The 17,961-nt window shown below is 57.9% G+C and carries 12 protein-coding genes, 1 tRNA gene and 2 pseudogenes; 4 read left to right on the plus strand and 11 right to left on the minus strand.

Going from position 1 to position 17,961, the window contains the following annotated elements:
- Positions 1–42 precede the first annotated feature (42 nt).
- Positions 43–621 (plus strand): NnrU family protein, encoded by a 579-nt coding sequence (locus tag CLU94_RS16490; RefSeq protein ID WP_099666395.1) that lies wholly within the window; start codon positions 43–45, stop codon positions 619–621.
- Between the two features lie 91 nt (positions 622–712).
- On the opposite strand, the gene CLU94_RS28070 is transcribed toward CLU94_RS16490, so the two are convergent.
- From CLU94_RS28070 to CLU94_RS16510, 3 genes are read right to left on the minus strand one after another with little or no spacing between them, the layout of a single operon-like run.
- On the minus strand, positions 713–1,768 hold the full coding sequence (locus CLU94_RS28070; protein ID WP_143451440.1) for a hypothetical protein: 1,056 nt from the start codon (positions 1,766–1,768) through the stop codon (positions 713–715).
- Complete coding sequence (locus CLU94_RS16505) at positions 1,755–3,185, minus strand: MBOAT family O-acyltransferase (RefSeq protein ID WP_099666397.1); 1,431 nt, start codon at positions 3,183–3,185, stop codon at positions 1,755–1,757. Before CLU94_RS16505 ends, CLU94_RS28070 begins: the two co-directional genes overlap by 14 nt.
- Positions 3,186–3,189: 4 nt before the next feature.
- A complete protein-coding gene (locus CLU94_RS16510; RefSeq protein ID WP_099666398.1) occupies positions 3,190–4,251 on the minus strand; it encodes a radical SAM protein in 1,062 nt (353 codons plus the stop codon).
- A 584-nt stretch (positions 4,252–4,835) separates the two neighbouring features.
- Between CLU94_RS16510 and CLU94_RS16515 the strand changes: the two genes are divergently transcribed.
- Positions 4,836–5,492 (plus strand): DinB/UmuC family translesion DNA polymerase, encoded by a 657-nt coding sequence (locus tag CLU94_RS16515; RefSeq protein ID WP_180278682.1) that lies wholly within the window; start codon positions 4,836–4,838, stop codon positions 5,490–5,492.
- A 2-nt stretch (positions 5,493–5,494) separates the two neighbouring features.
- Here CLU94_RS16515 and CLU94_RS28075 read toward each other — a convergent pair whose 3' ends face one another.
- From CLU94_RS28075 to CLU94_RS16525, 4 genes and pseudogenes are all read right to left on the minus strand, one after another.
- Positions 5,495–6,262, minus strand: a complete 768-nt coding sequence (locus tag CLU94_RS28075) for a hypothetical protein (RefSeq protein ID WP_143451442.1) — start codon at positions 6,260–6,262, stop codon at positions 5,495–5,497.
- A 179-nt stretch (positions 6,263–6,441) separates the two neighbouring features.
- A complete protein-coding gene (locus tag CLU94_RS28080; RefSeq protein WP_143451443.1) occupies positions 6,442–7,317 on the minus strand; it encodes a hypothetical protein in 876 nt (291 codons plus the stop codon).
- Between the two features lie 134 nt (positions 7,318–7,451).
- A pseudogene (locus CLU94_RS16520) lies at positions 7,452–7,826 on the minus strand (tyrosine-type recombinase/integrase); the annotation flags it as partial.
- A gap of 769 nt (positions 7,827–8,595) precedes the next feature.
- A tRNA-Leu gene (locus tag CLU94_RS16525) sits at positions 8,596–8,682 on the minus strand.
- Between the two features lie 212 nt (positions 8,683–8,894).
- Between CLU94_RS16525 and CLU94_RS16530 the strand changes: the two are divergent.
- Positions 8,895–9,115: pseudogene (locus tag CLU94_RS16530) on the plus strand (SDR family NAD(P)-dependent oxidoreductase); the annotation flags it as partial.
- Positions 9,116–9,205: 90 nt separating this feature from the next.
- Here CLU94_RS16530 and CLU94_RS16535 read toward each other — a convergent pair.
- Complete coding sequence (locus tag CLU94_RS16535; RefSeq protein ID WP_077408635.1) at positions 9,206–10,522, minus strand: enoyl ACP reductase FabMG family protein; 1,317 nt, start codon at positions 10,520–10,522, stop codon at positions 9,206–9,208.
- A gap of 274 nt (positions 10,523–10,796) precedes the next feature.
- A complete protein-coding gene (locus CLU94_RS16540) occupies positions 10,797–13,160 on the minus strand; it encodes a DNA polymerase II (RefSeq protein WP_099666401.1) in 2,364 nt (787 codons plus the stop codon).
- Between the two features lie 132 nt (positions 13,161–13,292).
- Here CLU94_RS16540 and CLU94_RS16545 point away from each other — a divergent pair, with 132 nt between their 5' ends.
- Positions 13,293–14,972, plus strand: a complete 1,680-nt coding sequence (locus tag CLU94_RS16545; protein WP_099666402.1) for an AMP-binding protein — start codon at positions 13,293–13,295, stop codon at positions 14,970–14,972.
- Positions 14,973–15,046: 74 nt separating this feature from the next.
- Here the strand turns inward: CLU94_RS16545 and CLU94_RS16550 are convergent, their stop codons facing one another.
- Positions 15,047–16,027: a choice-of-anchor A family protein gene (locus CLU94_RS16550; protein WP_099666403.1), complete on the minus strand. Its 981-nt coding sequence runs from the start codon at positions 16,025–16,027 to the stop codon at positions 15,047–15,049.
- A gap of 197 nt (positions 16,028–16,224) precedes the next feature.
- Positions 16,225–17,949 carry an ArnT family glycosyltransferase gene (locus tag CLU94_RS16555; RefSeq protein WP_099666404.1) on the minus strand — a complete coding sequence of 575 codons (1,725 nt, stop codon included), beginning with the start codon at positions 17,947–17,949 and terminating at the stop codon, positions 16,225–16,227.
- Positions 17,950–17,961 lie beyond the last annotated feature (12 nt).

The following is a 17,961-nucleotide window of genomic DNA, read 5'->3' on the forward strand; positions in this document are numbered from 1 at the left end:
GTCGGGTATGCTGGATAGAGGATATGGACTGGGGAGTGGACGATGACGGTGCTGATACTCGGTTTGCTGCTGTTCCTGGGCTTGCACTCGGTGCGCATCGTCGCTGACGGCTGGCGCAGCGCCCAGCTGGCGCGCCTCGGCGAAAAGCGCTGGAAGGGCCTGTATTCGCTCGTGGCGTTCGTGGGGCTGGGCCTGATCATCTGGGGCTACGCCCTGGCGCGCCAGCAGCCGCAAGTGCTGTGGTCGCCGCCCATGGGCTTGCGCCACATCAGTGCCCTGCTGATGCTGTTCTCGCTGATTTTATTGGCGGCGGCCAATGTGCCGCGCAACCATATCAAGACCCTGGTGCACCACCCCATGCTGCTGGGCACGCAATTCTGGGCCGTAGCGCATCTGCTGGCCAACGGCAATGTGGCCGATGTGCTGCTGTTCGGCGGCTTTCTCGTCTGGTCGTCAATCGATCTGTATGCCGCCGTGCAACGCGACCGCGCGGCCGGAGTGGCGTACGAGGGCGGCACCATGGCAGGCACCCTGATCGCGGTCGGCGCGGGCTGTGCGCTGTGGCTGCTGCTGGCGTTCTGGCTGCACGGCGTGCTGTTTGGCGTGCGGCCGTTTGGATAGGCGGATGGAGCAAGCGCAATTCCGTGCGTTTCAGCATTATCGATACGGAGTGGGCGGCGGTGAAGGCAGGCCTGGAGGGCAGGCTGCGGTGTCAGGGGATTTTTGGCCGGATGGAAGAGCGGCCGCTGGCGTCCAGCATAGCGCGTAACAGCTGGTCGCCCAGGCGGTTTGAGAAGTGCGTCTCATCCCAAAACATGGGCATGGAAGGAGAGATATTGTCAGAATGATCACTTTCACCGTTGCGCAGCTCATAGTCAAGCAAAGGCACATGGAATTGCGATGCGAGCAAGGTGACCTCCCTTTTCCACTGCGCGGCTTGAGGCACGAGTCCGGCCTGGCGGATACGTGTTTGCCATTTTTCGCTAACAGGCAAAATCAGCAAAATAACTTCTATCTGCCTGGTTTGCGCGAGATGGAAGATGGCCGTCAAATCCCTGATATCGGCGGCATTGTTTGCATGATTTTGACAAGCGCTTGCAATCGTCTTGAAGAGCTGCTTAAAGCGCGACTCATGTGCTTGCGCTCCCCCTGCACGTGTCGCCCCTTTAGCCTGATCGTCATAGTAACGTCCTTGTTTGTCAAAATAGCTGTCGAAGGAGCGCGGAGGGAACAGATTTATTTTCAGCGTTCTTAGGCTGTATATGACGGCATTCTCGGGCGACAGATAATGAAACGGCAAGTCGAGCTCATTTTTTGTCACCGCATTTTCATTTTTCGTTTCGCAGGCATTGGATGTGAGGTAATTGACTTCCAAATACAGCCTTCGAATGCGTGCCTCTTGGCTCAGGGTGAAAAACAGATCCCTGGCTGTTGATAGCGGCAGGGCATCGATGCCAGCCACTTGAACGTTGCCGCCGTATAAGCTGGAGGCGAGTGTTTCGTTGAAACCACGCCGTACCCGGGAAGAACCAAGAATCAGCATGTCAGGCGGGTTCAGCGTGCTGCGCAATACAGCCGCGCTTGTCTGGCTACTGTTAGGAATCTCCAGTCTGATGGTATTGATCTTATGGCTCGACTGGTGCCGCCAGATGGCATAGGGATCGACGATAAAAACGAGTCCGGCAACAAGGAGCGCGAATCCGAGCGCAATGAAAAAAACGCAGGCGAAAAAGCGCGCGATGGGGATGTCTTGATTAAAACCCTGCATATTTGAACTCTTTGACAGCGGACAAATTGATGAGTGCCAGGCACAGCGCGACGGCGACTGCTACCGCCCACGCCAGGCTGGGTTTCCAGGCCAGCGAGCTGGTCGTGGACTTTTTCAGCTGCACGCTCCAGGCGGGGAGTTCTTTCGCCATCAGGTCGATCAGGGAGGGGGCCGACCAGTTAAATGCCACGGCGGCGAGGATGGCGGTGATGCCGAAAAAACCTCCAGGCCAGGCGCTTGCCTGCCCGGCACCCAGCAAGCCGAGCATGACGTGCCGGGCTTCCTGCCAGTCGGGCGTGGCCCACAGGCTGACGGAAAAGCCGATGGCCGCCAGCGTGAAGGTCCTGCCGGCCCAGTGCTGCAGCTTGCCGCCTTTGCGCGACACCAGATTCCAGCGCCGCAAGGCGTGGTTGCCCGTGACGAGCAGCCCTTGATAAATGCCAAAGATCAGCAGCGGAATGGTGGCGCCATGCCAGATGGCGACAGCCATCATCACCACGAACAGGGCTGCGTAATGCCGCCATACCTGGCGTTTCCTGGTCAGGGGCCGATACAGGTAGTCGCGCATGAAGGCACCCAGGGTCACATGCCAGCGGGTCCAGAATTCGACCGGGCTGGACGACTTGAACGGTGCATGGAAATTGACGGGCAAGTGGATGCCGAACATGCGGCTGATGCCCATGGCCATTTCCGAATAGCCGCAAAAATCATAGTATGTTTCAAACAGGAAACCCAGGCAGGCGATCCAGGTCTCGACGAGGCCGATGGGGTCGCCTTGTCCCGCGCGGAGGAAAACGTCGCCTTGCGCGTACAGGAAAATGGGGGAAATGCAGGATTTCTTGAACAGGCCCATGGCAAACAGGGTGAGGCCGACGGCATAGTCGCGCGGCGCCGGATGCAAGGCCGACGACGTGCCCGGCGCGCCCAGGAATTGCGGCAGCATGTCCTTGTGCGACAGCAGGGGGCCGGCAGGCAAGTGGGGAAACCAGGCCACGAAGAGCGCGTATTCGAGCGGATTGGTGCTGCGGGCCTGTCCCCGCGCCGTATCGACCAGGAAGGCGATTTGCGTAAACGTGAAGTACGAGATGCCCAGCGGTAAGGCTGGGATCGCCATCCCGGGCACGACAAAGAATTTCGCATACTTGTACGCGGCAAGAAAACATAAATTTCCCGCAATGGCCAGCGCCAGGTAGCGGGTTTTCCCGCGGTTCCTGTCTATCAGGCTGGCGAGCAGCCAGTTGGCGCCCATCGACGCACAAAACAGCAGCAGGTTGTGCGCATCGTTGAGGTAATAAAAAGCCAGCGAAATCAGCAGCGGCAGCAGCAGCTTGACATGGCTTGTCGACAGCAAGTGGCGATAGCCATACGCGGACAGGGGCAGGAAGGCGAGGGCAAACCAGTACGAGGTAAAACTCATCGTATTACAGGCGTGCCTTGGCCGAGTTGTTGGCGTTCAAAAACAGCTTGGCCCAGATTTCCCGCACTTCCAGCCATTTGGCGAGTTCTTCCGGTTTTCTGACGGCTTCACGGATACGCGACAGATAGGTCGATTGTCCCATCGCATAAGCGCGGCAGTTGCTGCAATCGATATTCGAACTACAGCACTTGCCCTTGCCCGGTTGATGATCGACATGCACATGCACTTGCTTGGTGACGCGAAAACCGCAGTTCCTGGCGATCTTGGTGACGGGATCGATGTCATACAGCTTGTCGCCCGTGACCCAGTCGTCATAGTGCAGGGAGTATTGCACCGTTTCCGGATAGGCCAGCATGGCGTGCACAATTTCCGCGCGTGCATGGGCAAAGTCGGCTTGCGTCAGGGCCAGGCTTTGCGTGGCACTGCTGATGCGGAAATACGCCTTGTCGTTATCGGCCTTGTTTTCCAGCTTGTCCAGATAGCGGGTGGTGGGACTGAAATAGCTGAAGGTGAGCGGCAAGCCGTGACTGTTGGCAAGCTCTGCCATGATCATGATCTGATTGATATTCAGGGAGGTAATGGTAAACACGCAAACGGCACGCGGGTCGTCGCGGTAATTGTTCATCGCCTTGGTCAGCACGTCGCCGGCGCGCAATGAACTGCCGATTTCATCGACACCCCAGGAAGAGATATGGATGCGATAAAAGATATCGTCGGGCAAGCGTATCGTGCCATTGGTAAACACAATGCCATGCGGGATGTATTTTTGGGCCGCACGCAGCCGGTCGGGCACCAGGCTCGGTTCCGCGCCCGCCATGTAGGCCAGCGTGACGCCACGCGCCGCATCGGCGGCAAACAGGGCATCCCATTCGGCAAGCGAACGGCTGTCTTCGTGTCCTTCGTTTTCCTCGCCTTCGAAGAACAGGCAACCTTCGCAACGCAAATTGCATTTTGACGCCACATCATAGTTGGCCGCCTTGAGGGTTCCCAGCCGCGCATTGAGTTCACGAAAATAGGCAAAGTCATTGTGCTTCGTGGCGGACGCAAGTTCAGAGAGGGAATTCATAGGCACCGGAAGGTAAGATCGAAAAATTTATGGACATTGAGCATCCTGTACGGCGAGGCATGACGGCAGCTTGCATGCCCAGACGTGAGCCGTAAAGTGGGCGAGGGCCTGAGGCCTTAGTATGCCGCTTGCTCCGGCAAAATGAAATATTGGCTATAAATTAATTTACTTTTGAGCCACATCTTTTTATTGCAATGCAAGATTTTCTTGACAGCATGAAATACCCCATTTCCGCCGTTTGCAGGGCCTGCGCGGCCGGTGCTGCGGCGCGTGACTAGCAAGTTGGGTGCACAGGGTGCGCATTTGACACGGAGGGGGCGGTGAAAGTGTGGAAAATCAGGCGAAAAAAAACCACCCGATCCTGAGAATGAGTGGTTGTTTTCTGGTGTTGCGATGTCTGGTGGTGCGGGTGGCAGGAACCGTTCTCCGCATATGCATGCAGGTTTCCGGCGCTTTGGCGTAAATTTGGTGTAATCGAAATTAATTTTTCTCGCGATACGATTGTGCCCACGCGATTACCTCTTTGGCATTGTACAGGGGCTGCGCACGGCCCTTTGATGTCGGCAGGCGGATGGCCTTCGGGAATGAAGGCAGGCAGCATCATGCGGGCACATTTCGGTGCCGTGCTCGAGCGCACGTGCAATGAGCTGCGTGGAATTTCCTGCCTGGAGTTGGAAGAGGTGGCGCCGCCGCGCGAGGAGATTGTGTCGTCGCGCTCCTTCGGCTCCATGGTCATGACGGCGGCCGAGCTGGGCGAATCGATATCCACCTATGCGGCACGCACCGGCGAGAAGCTGCGCGGCCAGCGCTTCCTGTGCGGCGCCGTTCATGTTTTCGTGCAAACGAACCGGTTTCGTGAAAAAGACGAGCAATACAGCAATGGCATTACCATCCCCCTGGAGGAGCCCAGTGCCGATAATCGAATCCTGGCCTGCGCCGCGCTGCACGGCCTGGCCATAATCTTCCGCGATGGGTTCAAGTACAAGAAAGCCGGGATTATGCTGATGGATCTGCAGCGGAATACCCAGCGCCAGGGAGTCTTGTTTGATGCGGCCCTGGATCGTGCACGCTCGGTACGTGCCATGGCCGCGTTAGATGCGCTGAATGAACGGTTCAGACGAGATACTGTGCACCTTGGCTCTGCTGGCCTGGTCAGGCGCTGGGCAATGTTGTTGGAAAACCGCATACCGCGATACACCACTAGTTGGGGGGGGGGACTGCCCAAAGTATTCGCAAGATAAACCTACCTTGGTTGTCCCGCTGCGTGCAGTGCATTTCTGGCATTTCTGGACTTTTCTTCGATAGTGAAGAAAGCGTCAAAATAAAGCTCTCTAATTTCGCTAAGCTTACCTAATGTGGTTTTTGAAATTTCTAGCGAATGCATTTTATTATTATTGCTGATCGACAAGACCGAATCCGTTAATGATCCTCCAGATAGCGAGCCTTTTGACGAGCTTAATCCAATTTGGCCCCAAGAGTAAGATAATCCCCTTAGTTGATTGATCGCGTTGCTAATTGGATCGCCGATCGATACATTTTTTGCCATATCTCTATCAGTCATGTGTTTTTCTTCTGCGTGTGCAATGCCATTTCGCATAGGCTGATAGTCGGGAAAATACTCCGCAAAGGCCTTGGAGGCTTTTTTTAGCAAGGCAGCATCCATCATAGTACGCATAGTTTTGGACTCGCCTAAACTTGTGTGAATTCCTAATCTGGCACTTCCAAAATGGAAAATTGTCATTGCACAATCTTGTGCCGCGACCTTCCTCCAATGATGTAAGCGTTCTATATCTCTTAAACGCGTTCTATCTTCAATAGGGGGGCGAGCATAAACGTTGAAAAGGCGCTCAGTCACATCCTCGAACAATGCCAAGCTCGACTCAAATTCAACTATGTAGCTTGATAGGGCATGAAGTTCACTACAGATTGAATGACTGTGTCGATGTTCTTCTTCTGGCAGGGCTTCAAAATGTATGCTTGGGGCGCGATTTGCCGTAGCATAAGTTAGCATGATAATTCTCCAGTGAAGTCCGTAATGGAATGAGTGTTTGACTCAGCGGTTCGAGGTGATGTGTTGTCAAAATTACATGTTGAGAAGCGGATTCAGTAAACGAGAAAAGAGGCGTAACATTTGGCGATAATTTTTTATATTCCTCTCTATCTTCTTAGGGGGAATACGCTATTGCTTCATCAGTCTTTAATCGCTTGAAGAGTCTCAGTAGAAGGCATTCCTAATGAATTTAATCTAGTGCTACTCAAATCCTTAATTTTCGCACGTCCAAAAGCGGGCAATTTATTGAAATGTGTTGCATTCGTCGAAGGCCAAATTTGAAAAATCGGGTGGCCGTTTAGATAAGAAATAGTAGACATAAAATCTTCTTCCCAAAAATTATTGCCACAACCTAATATGTAGAAAGCTACATGACCAATGACAATAGTTGTCATGTGTGCGCGTGCAAAATTTTCATCGTGTTGCAAGATGAATTTGCGCTGTCTAGTCCAAGAGTAAGGCGTAAATTCAGCCCTGCCTAACCAGACGAATGTAGACGGGGGAGGCGTTAAATTTTCTTTGATCCATGAAAAATGTTCAGGCGGTACGGCAAAAGGCTTCGCATCGATAAGACTTCGCACTACAGCAGTCTTTGCAGCCCATAGGGCTAAAATATCTGTGGCTTGTTTTGGTAGCTCGATTTCGTTTCCTAAAATCAAGGGAAAGAGAAATTTTTCGGCGGCAATCTCAACCTTGACATTCAGCCAACCTTCATTGCATATTTTACAGACATCATTAACTGTAAAATTATATGAGGACTGCGGAATGCGCTTTTTTTTGTGTGTTGGTTCAGCGGTATTTCTATCAAAAGTAAGTTGGTCTAAGACAGTACCTGTACAACCTGGCAAAAGTTTTACGAAGGCAGCTCTTAAAACGTGTTCGCGAGTCATCTTTACCTCGGGAGCAGATTTTTTGCAAAAAACGCAAGATTTTATTTTTTTCACTTGAGGCGTGGTTGTTTGCATTTTCGCCGGCGTGCTTGAAATCTGATTAGGAACTAAGATATTATCATGCAAGAAAGGCATCGTTGCATTGTTATTCAGCAGTCTAAGCAGCCCAAAACACCTAGATTAATGACTGCATTTTCTGATTACTATTTGATTCTAAAGATTTTTTGTAGGATTCGGCGGCGATCGAACGCGCGTCTACGTCAAAGCTTTTTTGCTATTTCAGCGGCTGTCTCGTTGTAATGCACCTGCAGCTGGCGAATGTCCTTGTGGCCGACCATCCTGGCCAGCTCGAGAATATTTAACTTCTTAGCCAGCCTTGTGATGGCTTCATGCCTGGCGTCGTGAAAGGTAAGACCTTTGATGCTGGCACGAGTAACCGCTTTTCTGAAAAGGCTGTCTCGGCTTTCATCGGTCACGTTGAAGTAAGGGGAGCTGGCCGTAGGTACAGGTAGTTCGCTAAGGATTTCAAGCGCGCGCATTGAAAGTGGGACGTCGCGTTTGCTGTCGTTTTTTGTGCGAGGGAGATGCACAATCGAGTCAGTGATGCGTTCGGGCGTGAGGCGGAGAATCTCCCCAGACCGCCACCCGTTTCAATCGCAAACAAAAATGCTGCTGCTGCGACGCCAGATACATTGGTGATCTTGCCATCATAGGCAAGTGCCAGGCATATACGGTCAATCTCATCCTGGTTGATGAGGCGATCCCTCGGCGGCGGGTCCTTAGGGCGACGGACATCTGCTGTAGGGCTTTTCGAGGCCCAATTCCATTCGCGGCGCGCGGTCGTGCAAACATGTGAGATCAAGTTGAGGTCGCGATTGACCGTTGAGCCCAATACTGTTTGAAGCCGCATTTCGCGCCATTGCCCCAGGATGTCCGGGGTAATTTCCGCAACCAAATAGTCGCCCAGTTTCTTGTCGGCGACAATGTGCTTTGCGATTGCGAAAAGCCGGATAGTTTCCCATCGCGCCCCTTTCTTGTGGGCCGAGACCTCATCGCGGTACTGTTCAAATGCCTGTAGGCAGGTTTTGCCTGCGACGATGCCGGCAGCATCGCCGCAGCGCAGTTGTGCTTCCCGTTCGGCCGCTCATGCAACGGCTTCTGCCTTAGTACTGAATGTCTCTGATTTCCGGGTACCGAGCGCGGCGATTTCTGCGCGCCAGCCACCTGATTTTTTCTGAATGATGCAATGATCTCGCCACTTTGGCGTAATCAAGGCGTAAATTTGGCGTAACGCCTATCAGTTTTTATTGGGGGTAATCGGAATGATCAGGTAAGAAAAAAGCCACTAAATCCTTGATTGTATTGGATTTAATGGCTTTATCGGTACTACTTTGATGTGTTCTGTGGTGCCGGGAGCCGGAATCGAACCGGCACGCTGTTTCCAGCGCGGGATTTTGAGTCCCGTGCGTCTACCTATTCCGCCATCCCGGCAACGCGAGACGCATTATCACTGATTTGTCACAATCTGGCAAGTTTTATGCTTGGCGGGTGTTTTGCACAAGTATGGAGAGTCCTTGGAGGCGCCGATTCCAGCGCAAGAAGCGGCGTGCCGCGCCTGGCTTGCCGGCCTATCTTTCCCTTTTAAGCACTTGAAGGGGAATCAAATGTTGCAACTGGAAAACAAGGTCGCCATCATCACGTGAGCCAGCTCGGATATCGGGCATGCGGCGGCGCGTGGCGGCGGCTCGCTGATCTTTACCTCGACCTTCGTCGGCCAAACGCTGGGTATGTCCGGCATGGCGCGTATGCGGCCAGCAAGGCGGGCGTGATCGGCTTGACGAAGGCCCTGGCATCCGATGCATCGAGCTTTACCACCGGCACGGCCCTGCTGGCCGATGGCGGCGTGTCCATCGTGCGCGCATAACGATCCTGTAGCGCATGGCGGCCGTAGAAACGCCGACGGCCCGGGGATGAGCCGGGCCGTCGGTGTCTGGCAGCTTGCGCTACATCAAGCTCAGTTGTGAACCGAGTTCAGCTGGCGCGCGATGATGTCGTGGTTCAGCCAGACGACGGGCGCTTGCGGCTCCGACATGGCGTGGAACATCAGCGGGCCCGTGCCTTCCAGGACCAGCGAGCTCAGGTGGTCGGTGATCAGTTCCTTGCGGTCCTTGTGCAGCTTGGTGATGTCGTCCGAGGTACCGATCATGACGTCGGCCAGCTCTGGCGTGTTGTCCATCGGCCAGGCGGCGAAGTTGCGGAACTGCACGCTGGTGGCGTCGCCGTTGTAGGCGGCGATACGGTCGAGCAAGTCTTGCAGCGAAACGCCGTCTTCCAGCAAGCCCTGGCAGATTTTCCATTGCTCTTCGGCCCAGGCTGCGCCGCCTTCTTTTTTCAGCGCGTCGAGCAGGGGGAACAGGGACAGTTCCACGCCGACGAAAATGTCGGACGAATTCGTGCGGATTTCCGGGCAATTGAAGACGGTCGCCTTGATGCCTTTTTCCCACGCGGCCTTGGCCACGTTTTCCAGGCGCATCTTGGCCAGGCCTTGCGTGTAGTTGCTGTACGTTTGCCACTGGTACTTGCCGTCGATCAAGATCTCCGTGCCGTGGTAGCCGTAGGCGCTGTAGCGCACCTGGCCGCCTGCTTGCTCGATGCGGGCGCGGATGGCGGCGCTGCCGTCGATCAGGTGTTGCAGCGTATTGGCCGTGACTTCGTCGAAGTTCATCAGGATCAGCTTGCCCAGGTCGCTGTCGAGCAGGGCGCGCGAGGACATGAAGCGCTCGCCGCGGCCTTTGTAGATGCGGTTGGCAATCGCCAGGAAGACTTTGACTTTCGGAATGCCGCCGGCCATGGTGTGGGCGAAATACACATTGCTGCCGTCAGGAATCAGGCTGTCCAGCTCGGCCATGGCTTTCGCCACGGAAGCGCTGAAGCGGGCGATGCCGGCTTCGCGGCAGCGTTCGATCTGTGCCCAGTCCAGCTTGTCTTCTTGCCAGCTTTTCAGGGTCATGTCGGCCAGCAGGGCCGTCGGGGTCGGCTCGCCGGCAGGCGCGTCCAGGTCGAAACCGGCCATCAGCGGCACATTGATGATGCGGCCGCCCAGGTTGGCTTCGGCTTCGGCCAGCTCTTCCGCGTTCAGCGGGCGCAGCGCCATGTTTTCATCGCGGCGGCCAACCGTCATGCCGACGATATTCATGCCCGCCTTGCGTGCTTCGTCCAGCAAGCCATTCACATAGCCGCGGCCGAACAGCTCGCCGAACAGCACAAAGGTGTCGCCCTTGCGGAAGATATTTTTTTGCGGGATGTCTCTTAAGGACGTGATCTCGGTCATGGTATCAATTCATTCAAAAATTAGCGGGGCAGACGGCTAAACGCGCTGCCCGCTGGTTCAACATAGTGTGAAATTATGCGCCATTTCAGCGTGGAAAATCCTGTTGCGAACGATTCTCGTCTGGAATGGCATCTTCTTCTTCGTGCAGCTCTTATTCTTTCGCCATGGCGTATTTTACGCTGCCGCGGCGCACAGCGCCTGTTGGGCAGGGGCAGATAAGCCCGGCAGGCGCCGATATTACCTCAGCTTTGTCATGCTGGTCAGTAAAATTGATCTAAAACAAATCCTGCTGGCCGGACACGAGGCGCGAAAAATCATCGCCCAGGAAGGGCAATATCGCGTCGGCCACCGGCTGCAGCTGGCGCGTCAGGTAATGGTGGTAGTCGATGGGCGAGCGCTGCGTTTCCAGCGGTTCCGGCCCGGCCACCGTGATGACATAGCTGATCCAGCCGCCGTTCTGGTACTGCAGCGGCCGGCCCTGCGCCAGGTTGTAGGCGTCGGCCGTGCGCGCCGCGCGCACGTGGGGCGGCACGTTGCGCTGGTAATCGTCGAGCGGGCGGCGCAGGCGCTTGCGGTAGACCAATAAAGCATCGAATTCGCCGCGCACCGTGCGCGCCACGTAGTCGCGCACATAGTCCTGGTAGGCGTCGCGCTGGAAGATGCGCAGGTACAAGGCTTGCTGGAATTGCTGCGCCAGCGGCGTCCAGTCGCTGCGCACCGTTTCCAGGCCCTTGTAGACCATCTGCTCGCTGCCGTCGGGCTTGCCCACCAGGCCCGCGTAGCGCTTCTTGCTGCCTTCCTCCGAGCCGCGGATGGTGGGCATCAGGAAACGCCGGTAATGCGTCTCGAATTCCAGTTCCAGCGCATTTTCCAGGCCGAATTCCTCGCGCAGATGCTGGTCCCACCAGGCGTTCACATGCGTCACGAGGGCGCGGCCGATCTTGCCCGCCTCTTCATCCGTATGTGCCGTTTTCAGCCACACGAAGGTGGAATCCGTGTCGCCGTAGATGACTTGATATCCTTGCTCGGTGATCAGTTCGCGCGTGCGGTGCATGATGTCGTGGCCGCGCAGGGTGATCGACGAAGCGAGGCGCGGGTCGAAAAAGCGGCAGCCGCTGGAGCCCAGCACGCCGTAAAACGCGTTCATGATGATTTTCAAGGCTTGCGACAGCGGCGCGTTGCGCTCGCGCTTGGCTATCTCGCGGCCCTGCCACACCTGTTTCACGATGGCGGGCAGGCAATGTTTCACACGCGAAAACTGCGCGCCCCGGTAGCCGGGCACGATGTCGGCTTCATCGCCGCTGGTGCCCACCACCAGGCCGACGGGGTCGATGAGGAAGGTGCGGATGATGGACGGGTACAGGCTTTTGTAGTCGAGCACGAGCACGGAATCGTACAGGCCCGACTGCGAATCCATGACGAAGCCGCCGGGGCTGTTTTCGCCGGACACATCGCCCAGGTTGGGCGCCACGTAACCCTGCCGGTGCATCAGCGGCAAGTACAAATGTTCGAAGGCGGCCACGGAGCCGCCGCTGCGGTCGGCCGCCAGGCCCGTCACGCTGGCCCGTTCCAGCAAGAAGGTCAGCAGCTCGGTCTTGGCGAAGATGCGCGTGACCAGCTCGCAATCCTTGAGGTTGTAGCGGGCTAGCGCCGGCTTGTCTTCGCGGAAACGCCGGTCGATCTCGGCCATGCGCTGGTAGGGATTGTCGATGGACTTGCCTTCGCCCAACAAGGTCTGCGCCACGTTTTCCAGGCTGAACGAGGAGAAATTCCACGTCGCCGATTTCAATGCTTCGATGCCGTCGATGATCAGCCGGCCCGCGGCGGCCGCAAAGTAATGCTCCTGCTTGCCGCCATGTTCGCGCCATTCCATCACGGCGCCGCCCCGTCCCAGCTTCAACGGGACTTGATAACGCTCAGCATGTTGCTTGAGCACGCGCAAGTCGAACTGCACCAGGTTCCAGCCGATGATGGCGTCCGGATCGTGGCGCTCCATCCACGTATTCAGGCGGTCGAGGATCTGTGCGCGCGAGTCGCAGTATTCGAGGTCGAAGTCGCGTTCCCCGTCGACGCCGTTTGGCGGGCCCAGCATGTAGACCTGGCGCTGGCCGCAGCCCTCCAGGGCCAGCGAATACAGCTCGCCATGGGCCGTCGTCTCGATATCGAGCGATACCAGTTTTAATGCGGGACGGTAGCCGGGCGCCGGTTTCAGCTGCACTTCCTGCAGTGTTTCTCCGCTGAATGTCACCGGCGCCGTAATAAAACGCTCCATCAGATAGCGCTCGGGCGGGCGGATGTCGGCTTCATACACGTCGATGCCGTGCGCGCGCAGCTGCTTTTCCAGCTTCAGCAAATGCCGGTATTGCTTGCAGTACAGTCCCAGCACGGGGCGATGGTGGAAATCGCACAGCGACAGGGGACGCAGTTCCGCGTGGCGCTCGCCGCGCAGCAGCTGTTGCGCCTGTTCCTGTTGCTCCATGGGAAGGAAGGCGACGGCCGTCTGCACGGGCAGGCGCACGTGGCGGGGCCCGGCATCCGTTGCCAGCCAGAAATCGACCTCCGTGCCGGCGGGCGTGTCGCGCCAGTGGCGGGTCAGGATGAAGCCCTGTTCGGGCGGGTGCTGCGTGTTGCCTGTCATGGTGCCGTGAATGTCGGGTGTGCTGGCCTGCACATTACAGCAAGCCGGTGCAGTACGGGGGCGGTTGCGGCTATAATTTTTGTAGTCGATGACCATAAGAAGAGCGCGTCGCGCCATTACCCTGGAGACAGCATGCAAGCAATGAGTTATGTACACGGCGCCCACGAGACGCCGTTGATCGGCGAAACGATAGGCGCTTACCTCGATGGTATCGCCGCCCGCTACGGCCAGCACGACGCCCTGATCGTGGCGCACCAGAACGTGCGCTGGACGTATCTGGAATTCCAGCAGCGCGTGCACCGCCTGGCCGCCGGCTTGCTGAAGCTGGGCTTGCAGCCGGGCGACCGGGTCGGCATCTGGTCGCAGAACTGCGCCGAATGGGTGCTGACGCAGTTTGCCACGGCGAAAGCCGGCTTGATCATGGTCAACATCAACCCCGCCTACCGGCGTTCGGAACTCGAATACGTGCTCGACAAGGTGCAGTGCAGCGCGCTGATCCTGTCGCCCAGCTTCAAGTCCAGCGATTACCTGGCCATCGTGCAAGATGTGGTGCCGGAAATCGCCCGTTCGCGCGCCGGCGCCCTGCAGTCGCCGCGCTTGCCGCAATTGCGCCACGTCATCCGCCTGGGCGCGGCCGCCACCACCGGCATGCACAGCTTCGACGCCTTGATGGACGGCATTACCGACGGCGACCTGGCGCACCTGGAAGAAGTGAGCGCGACCTTGCAGTTTGACGACGCCGTCAACATTCAGTTCACGTCCGGCACCACGGGCGCGCCGAAGGGCGCCACCTTGACGCACCACAATATCCTGAACAACGGTTTCTTCATCGGCGAAGCCATGCGCCTGACGCAACAGGACCGCTTGTGCATTCCCGTGCCCCTGTACCACTGCTTCGGCATGGTGCTGGGCAACCTGGCCTGCGTCACGCATGGCGCAGCCATGGTGTTTCCCGGCGAAGGTTTCGACCCGAAAGCCGTGCTGGAAACCGTGCAGGCCGAACGCTGCACTGGGCTGCACGGCGTGCCGACCATGTTCATCGCTATCCTCGACCATCCTGATTTCAAGCAATACGATCTGTCGAATTTGCGCACCGGTATCATGGCCGGTTCGCCCTGCCCGATGGAAGTCATGACGCGGGTCATCGAGCTGATGCACATGGCGGAAATTACGATTGCGTATGGCATGACGGAAACGTCGCCCGTCAGTTTCCAGACGGCGATCGAGGATCCGCGCGAAATGCGCGTGTCGTCCATCGGCAGGGTCCATCCGCACCTGGAAGTGAAAATCGTCGATGCGGAGGGGCGCATCGTGCCGCGCGGCGAAAAGGGTGAATTGCTCACGCGCGGCTATTCCGTGATGCAGGGTTACTGGGGCGATCCAGAAAAAACCAGCGAGGCCATCGATGCGGCGCGCTGGATGCACACGGGCGACCTGGCCGTGATCGACGCCAACGGCTTTTGCAGCATCGTCGGCCGCTCGAAAGATATGGTCATCCGCGGCGGCGAAAACATCTATCCGCGCGAAGTCGAGGAATTCCTGTACCGCCACCCGAGCGTGCTCGACGTGCAATGCGTGGGCGTGCCGGATGCCAAGTACGGTGAAGAGTTATGCGCCTGCATCATCTTGCGTCCGGGCACGCAGGCCACCAGCGACGACATCCGCGCCTTTTGCGATGGGCAGATCGCCTATTACAAGATTCCCCGCTACGTGCGTTTCGTCGAGGAATTCCCCATGACGGTGACGGGCAAGATCCAGAAATACCTGTTGCGCAAGCAGGTGGCGACGGATCTGGGGCTGAGCGGGGACTAAGTCTTTCGCCAGCGCATAAAAAAACACCGGGACGCTCGCGCGGCCCGGTGTTTTTTATGGATTCAGCGTAAAGCTCAGGCCATCGCGGCTTGCGGTGCGCGCGCTGGCGTGCGGCGGCGCACGAAGGCCAGCAAGCCCAGGCCGGCCAGCAGCATGGCGTAGGTGCCTGGTTCCGGCACGGCCGAGACGTTCACCGTGTTGAAGCCGGCGCCGTTCATCGAGACGTGGCCATAATTGATCGAGCTGACCGAATTGGCGACCAGGGTGCCGTTCATGCTGCCCGAACCGGAAAACGCGGCGTTCGGCGCCAGGATGCTGCCGTTGATGCCAACGTTGTTCAGGCTGGTGGTGGTGGCATTGGCGAAGTTCAGCAGCGTGCGGTCGGCGAAGCTGCCGAAATTGTCGAAGCCGCCGCTCATGGTGATGTTGGTGGCGGTGCCGTTGATGATGATGCTGGCCGTGCTTTTCAGCGACGAGACGTCCAGGCTCAGGTTATGCAGGTCGTTTGCATTGATCGTGAAGACGTTGACGTCGGCGTTGATGTCGCCTACCAGCTTGAAGCCGCCGTATTGCGAAATCACGGTGCCGTTCGATTGCAGCTTGGCCACATCGCCCGACAGGGTCGTCAGTTGCTGCTGGGCAGCTGCGAAGTCCAGGGTGGAAGCATTGCCCTTGCTGAAGGTGCCCGTTGGGTACCACGATGGCGCCGTCACGGTGCCGTTGGCATTGCTCACGCCATATACGCCCGTACCGTTGATGCTGCCGCCGCCGATGTTCAGGTTGTTACCGGCGACCAGCGTGTTGGCGGCGCTGCCCGGCTTCTTGTTCGTGCCGACGCTGTAGCCTTCCAGATAGATATTGCCGCCGGCGGCCAGGCTGCCGCTGACGCTGGTAAAGCCGCTGGCGTTGCTGCTGCCGATGTTGCCGAAGATGAAGGCCGAGTAGCCGTTGGCGACGCCGAGGTCAATCACGGTGGCCTGGGCCGAGGCGCTGAAGGAGAAGGCAAACAGGGCGGCGCTGATGAGCGGCAAGGTACGTGTGGCAAATTTTTTCATGGACAGCCTTATGGTGAATTGGGGGACGAATAGGGCGGGAAAGCAAGACACCGCCATCGCGCAAGCCATCATTATAATATAAAAAGCAATTCTAGTTCAATTTAGGTAATTAACTATATTTAAAAGCAACACTTTTGCTGTCGGCAGTGATTGGCTTGCGGACATAAAAAAACCGGGCCAGGCCCGGTTTTTTCTGCTTACCTGACGCGCTGGTACAGGCGGAAGCGTTCCACGTCATCCGTGGGGCGGCGCCCTTCCCACAGCTTGATCCAGTCCGCGCCGTGGTGCTCGGGCAATTGTTCCTTGCTGTCAGGAACCTTGATGCTGTCTTGCAACAGGAACACATCGCATTCCTGCTGCCCCACGCTGGCAAACGGCAAGTGGCCGAAGTAGGCGAACGAGGCGCGCTGGGCAGCGCCGACGTTGCTGTTGATGCACTTGCTGCCCGGCGGCAGGTGGATGGAAATCTGGTGCGCCACGCTGGCGTAGCTCTTGCTGTAGTTCAGCGGCGGCAGGAACAGGGTCATGATCAGCACCCAGATCAGGATCAGGCCGCCGGACGACAGCACCACGGCGCGCCACAGCACGGCCGGCTGGCGCGAGATGCGCCAGTGCACCAGCGCCACCCAGCCCGCGCTGACGCAGGCGGCCACGAAAAAGGCCAGCAAGTCCAGCTCGGGCTTGAAGCCTGGCATCAGTTTCAGGGCGTTATGCGCCAGTTTTGGCGGCCAGCCGGTCAGGATGGCGAACCAGAACAGCCACAGCGCGAGGGCGCAGATGGTCAGCACCATCACGGAGAACCAGTCGATGGCGTTGATGGCGCCCCGCTTCATGGTCAGCAAGCCAAACGCGGCCATGACGGCCAACGGCGGCAGCAGGGGCAGCAACTGGCTCGGGTCGGGATCGGGATGGCACAGGCCCAATATTGCCAGCATTGCAACAAAAGTCAGCGGCACGACGATGTGCAGCACGTGGTGCTGGCGGCGCCAGGCGTACACGGCCCAGGCGGCGAAAGGCCATGCAGGCCAGAAGAACCAGATGCCGACACGCAGGAAATACTGCACGCTTTTCAGGCTCGGAGCGCTGAACTGGCGGCAATTCCACTCCATCCAGGCGTGCAGCGGCGAATGGCCGTACGGCAGCAGCCATTCGCCCGGCAGCAGCCAGACGAGGGTCAGCGCGATGCCGATCAGGATGGCCAGCGCCAGGTGGCGTATGCTGCGCAGCAACGGCAGGCGCAGGAAGATAGTGCACAGCAGCAAGGCGATGCTCAGCGCCGCCGGCGTGATCCAGCCGCGCGCCAGGGTCAGGCCGCCCATCGCCAGGCCCAGCAGGGCCGCATTGCGCACGGACGGGCCTTCCATGTAGCGCACGGCGCGGTACAGCAAATAGGCCATCAGGGACACGTACAGCGCTTCGGCCGTGATGTCGTGGCTGTGCTGCAGCAGGCCCAGGCAACCCAGGTAGATGAGCACGGCGGCATCGGCCAGGGTGCGGCCGAAGTCGTCCGGCTCGGGCTGGCCGCCGAAGGCCAGGCGCAGCGGCTGGGCATCGCTGCGGCGTCCCAGGTTGAAGGCGGTGTACCAGACGGACAGGGTGCTGACGACGAAGATGCCGATGGTCGACATACGCGCGCCAAAGACGTCGCCGTCGATCCAGCCGAACAGCTTGATGAAAATGGCGCCCAGCCAGAAGGCCAGCGGACCTTCATCGGGCAGCGACAGGCCGGCCACGTTGGGCCACAGCCAGTCGTTCAGGCCGCCATGCGCCATGGTCCACATGATGCCGAAACTGGCGGCATCATCGTTCTTCCACGGTTCGCGGCCAATCAGGCCAGGCAGGATGTACAGCAGGCCGAGCGCAAACAAGGCCCATCGTGGCAGCGCGAGTGTGGCGGCGGCGGGAAGGCGGACTGGCTTCATCGATAATCGGTA

Origin of the sequence: Janthinobacterium sp. 13 (assembly GCF_002749695.1) — a bacterium.
Lineage (GTDB): Bacteria > Pseudomonadota > Gammaproteobacteria > Burkholderiales > Burkholderiaceae_D > Janthinobacterium > Janthinobacterium kumbetense.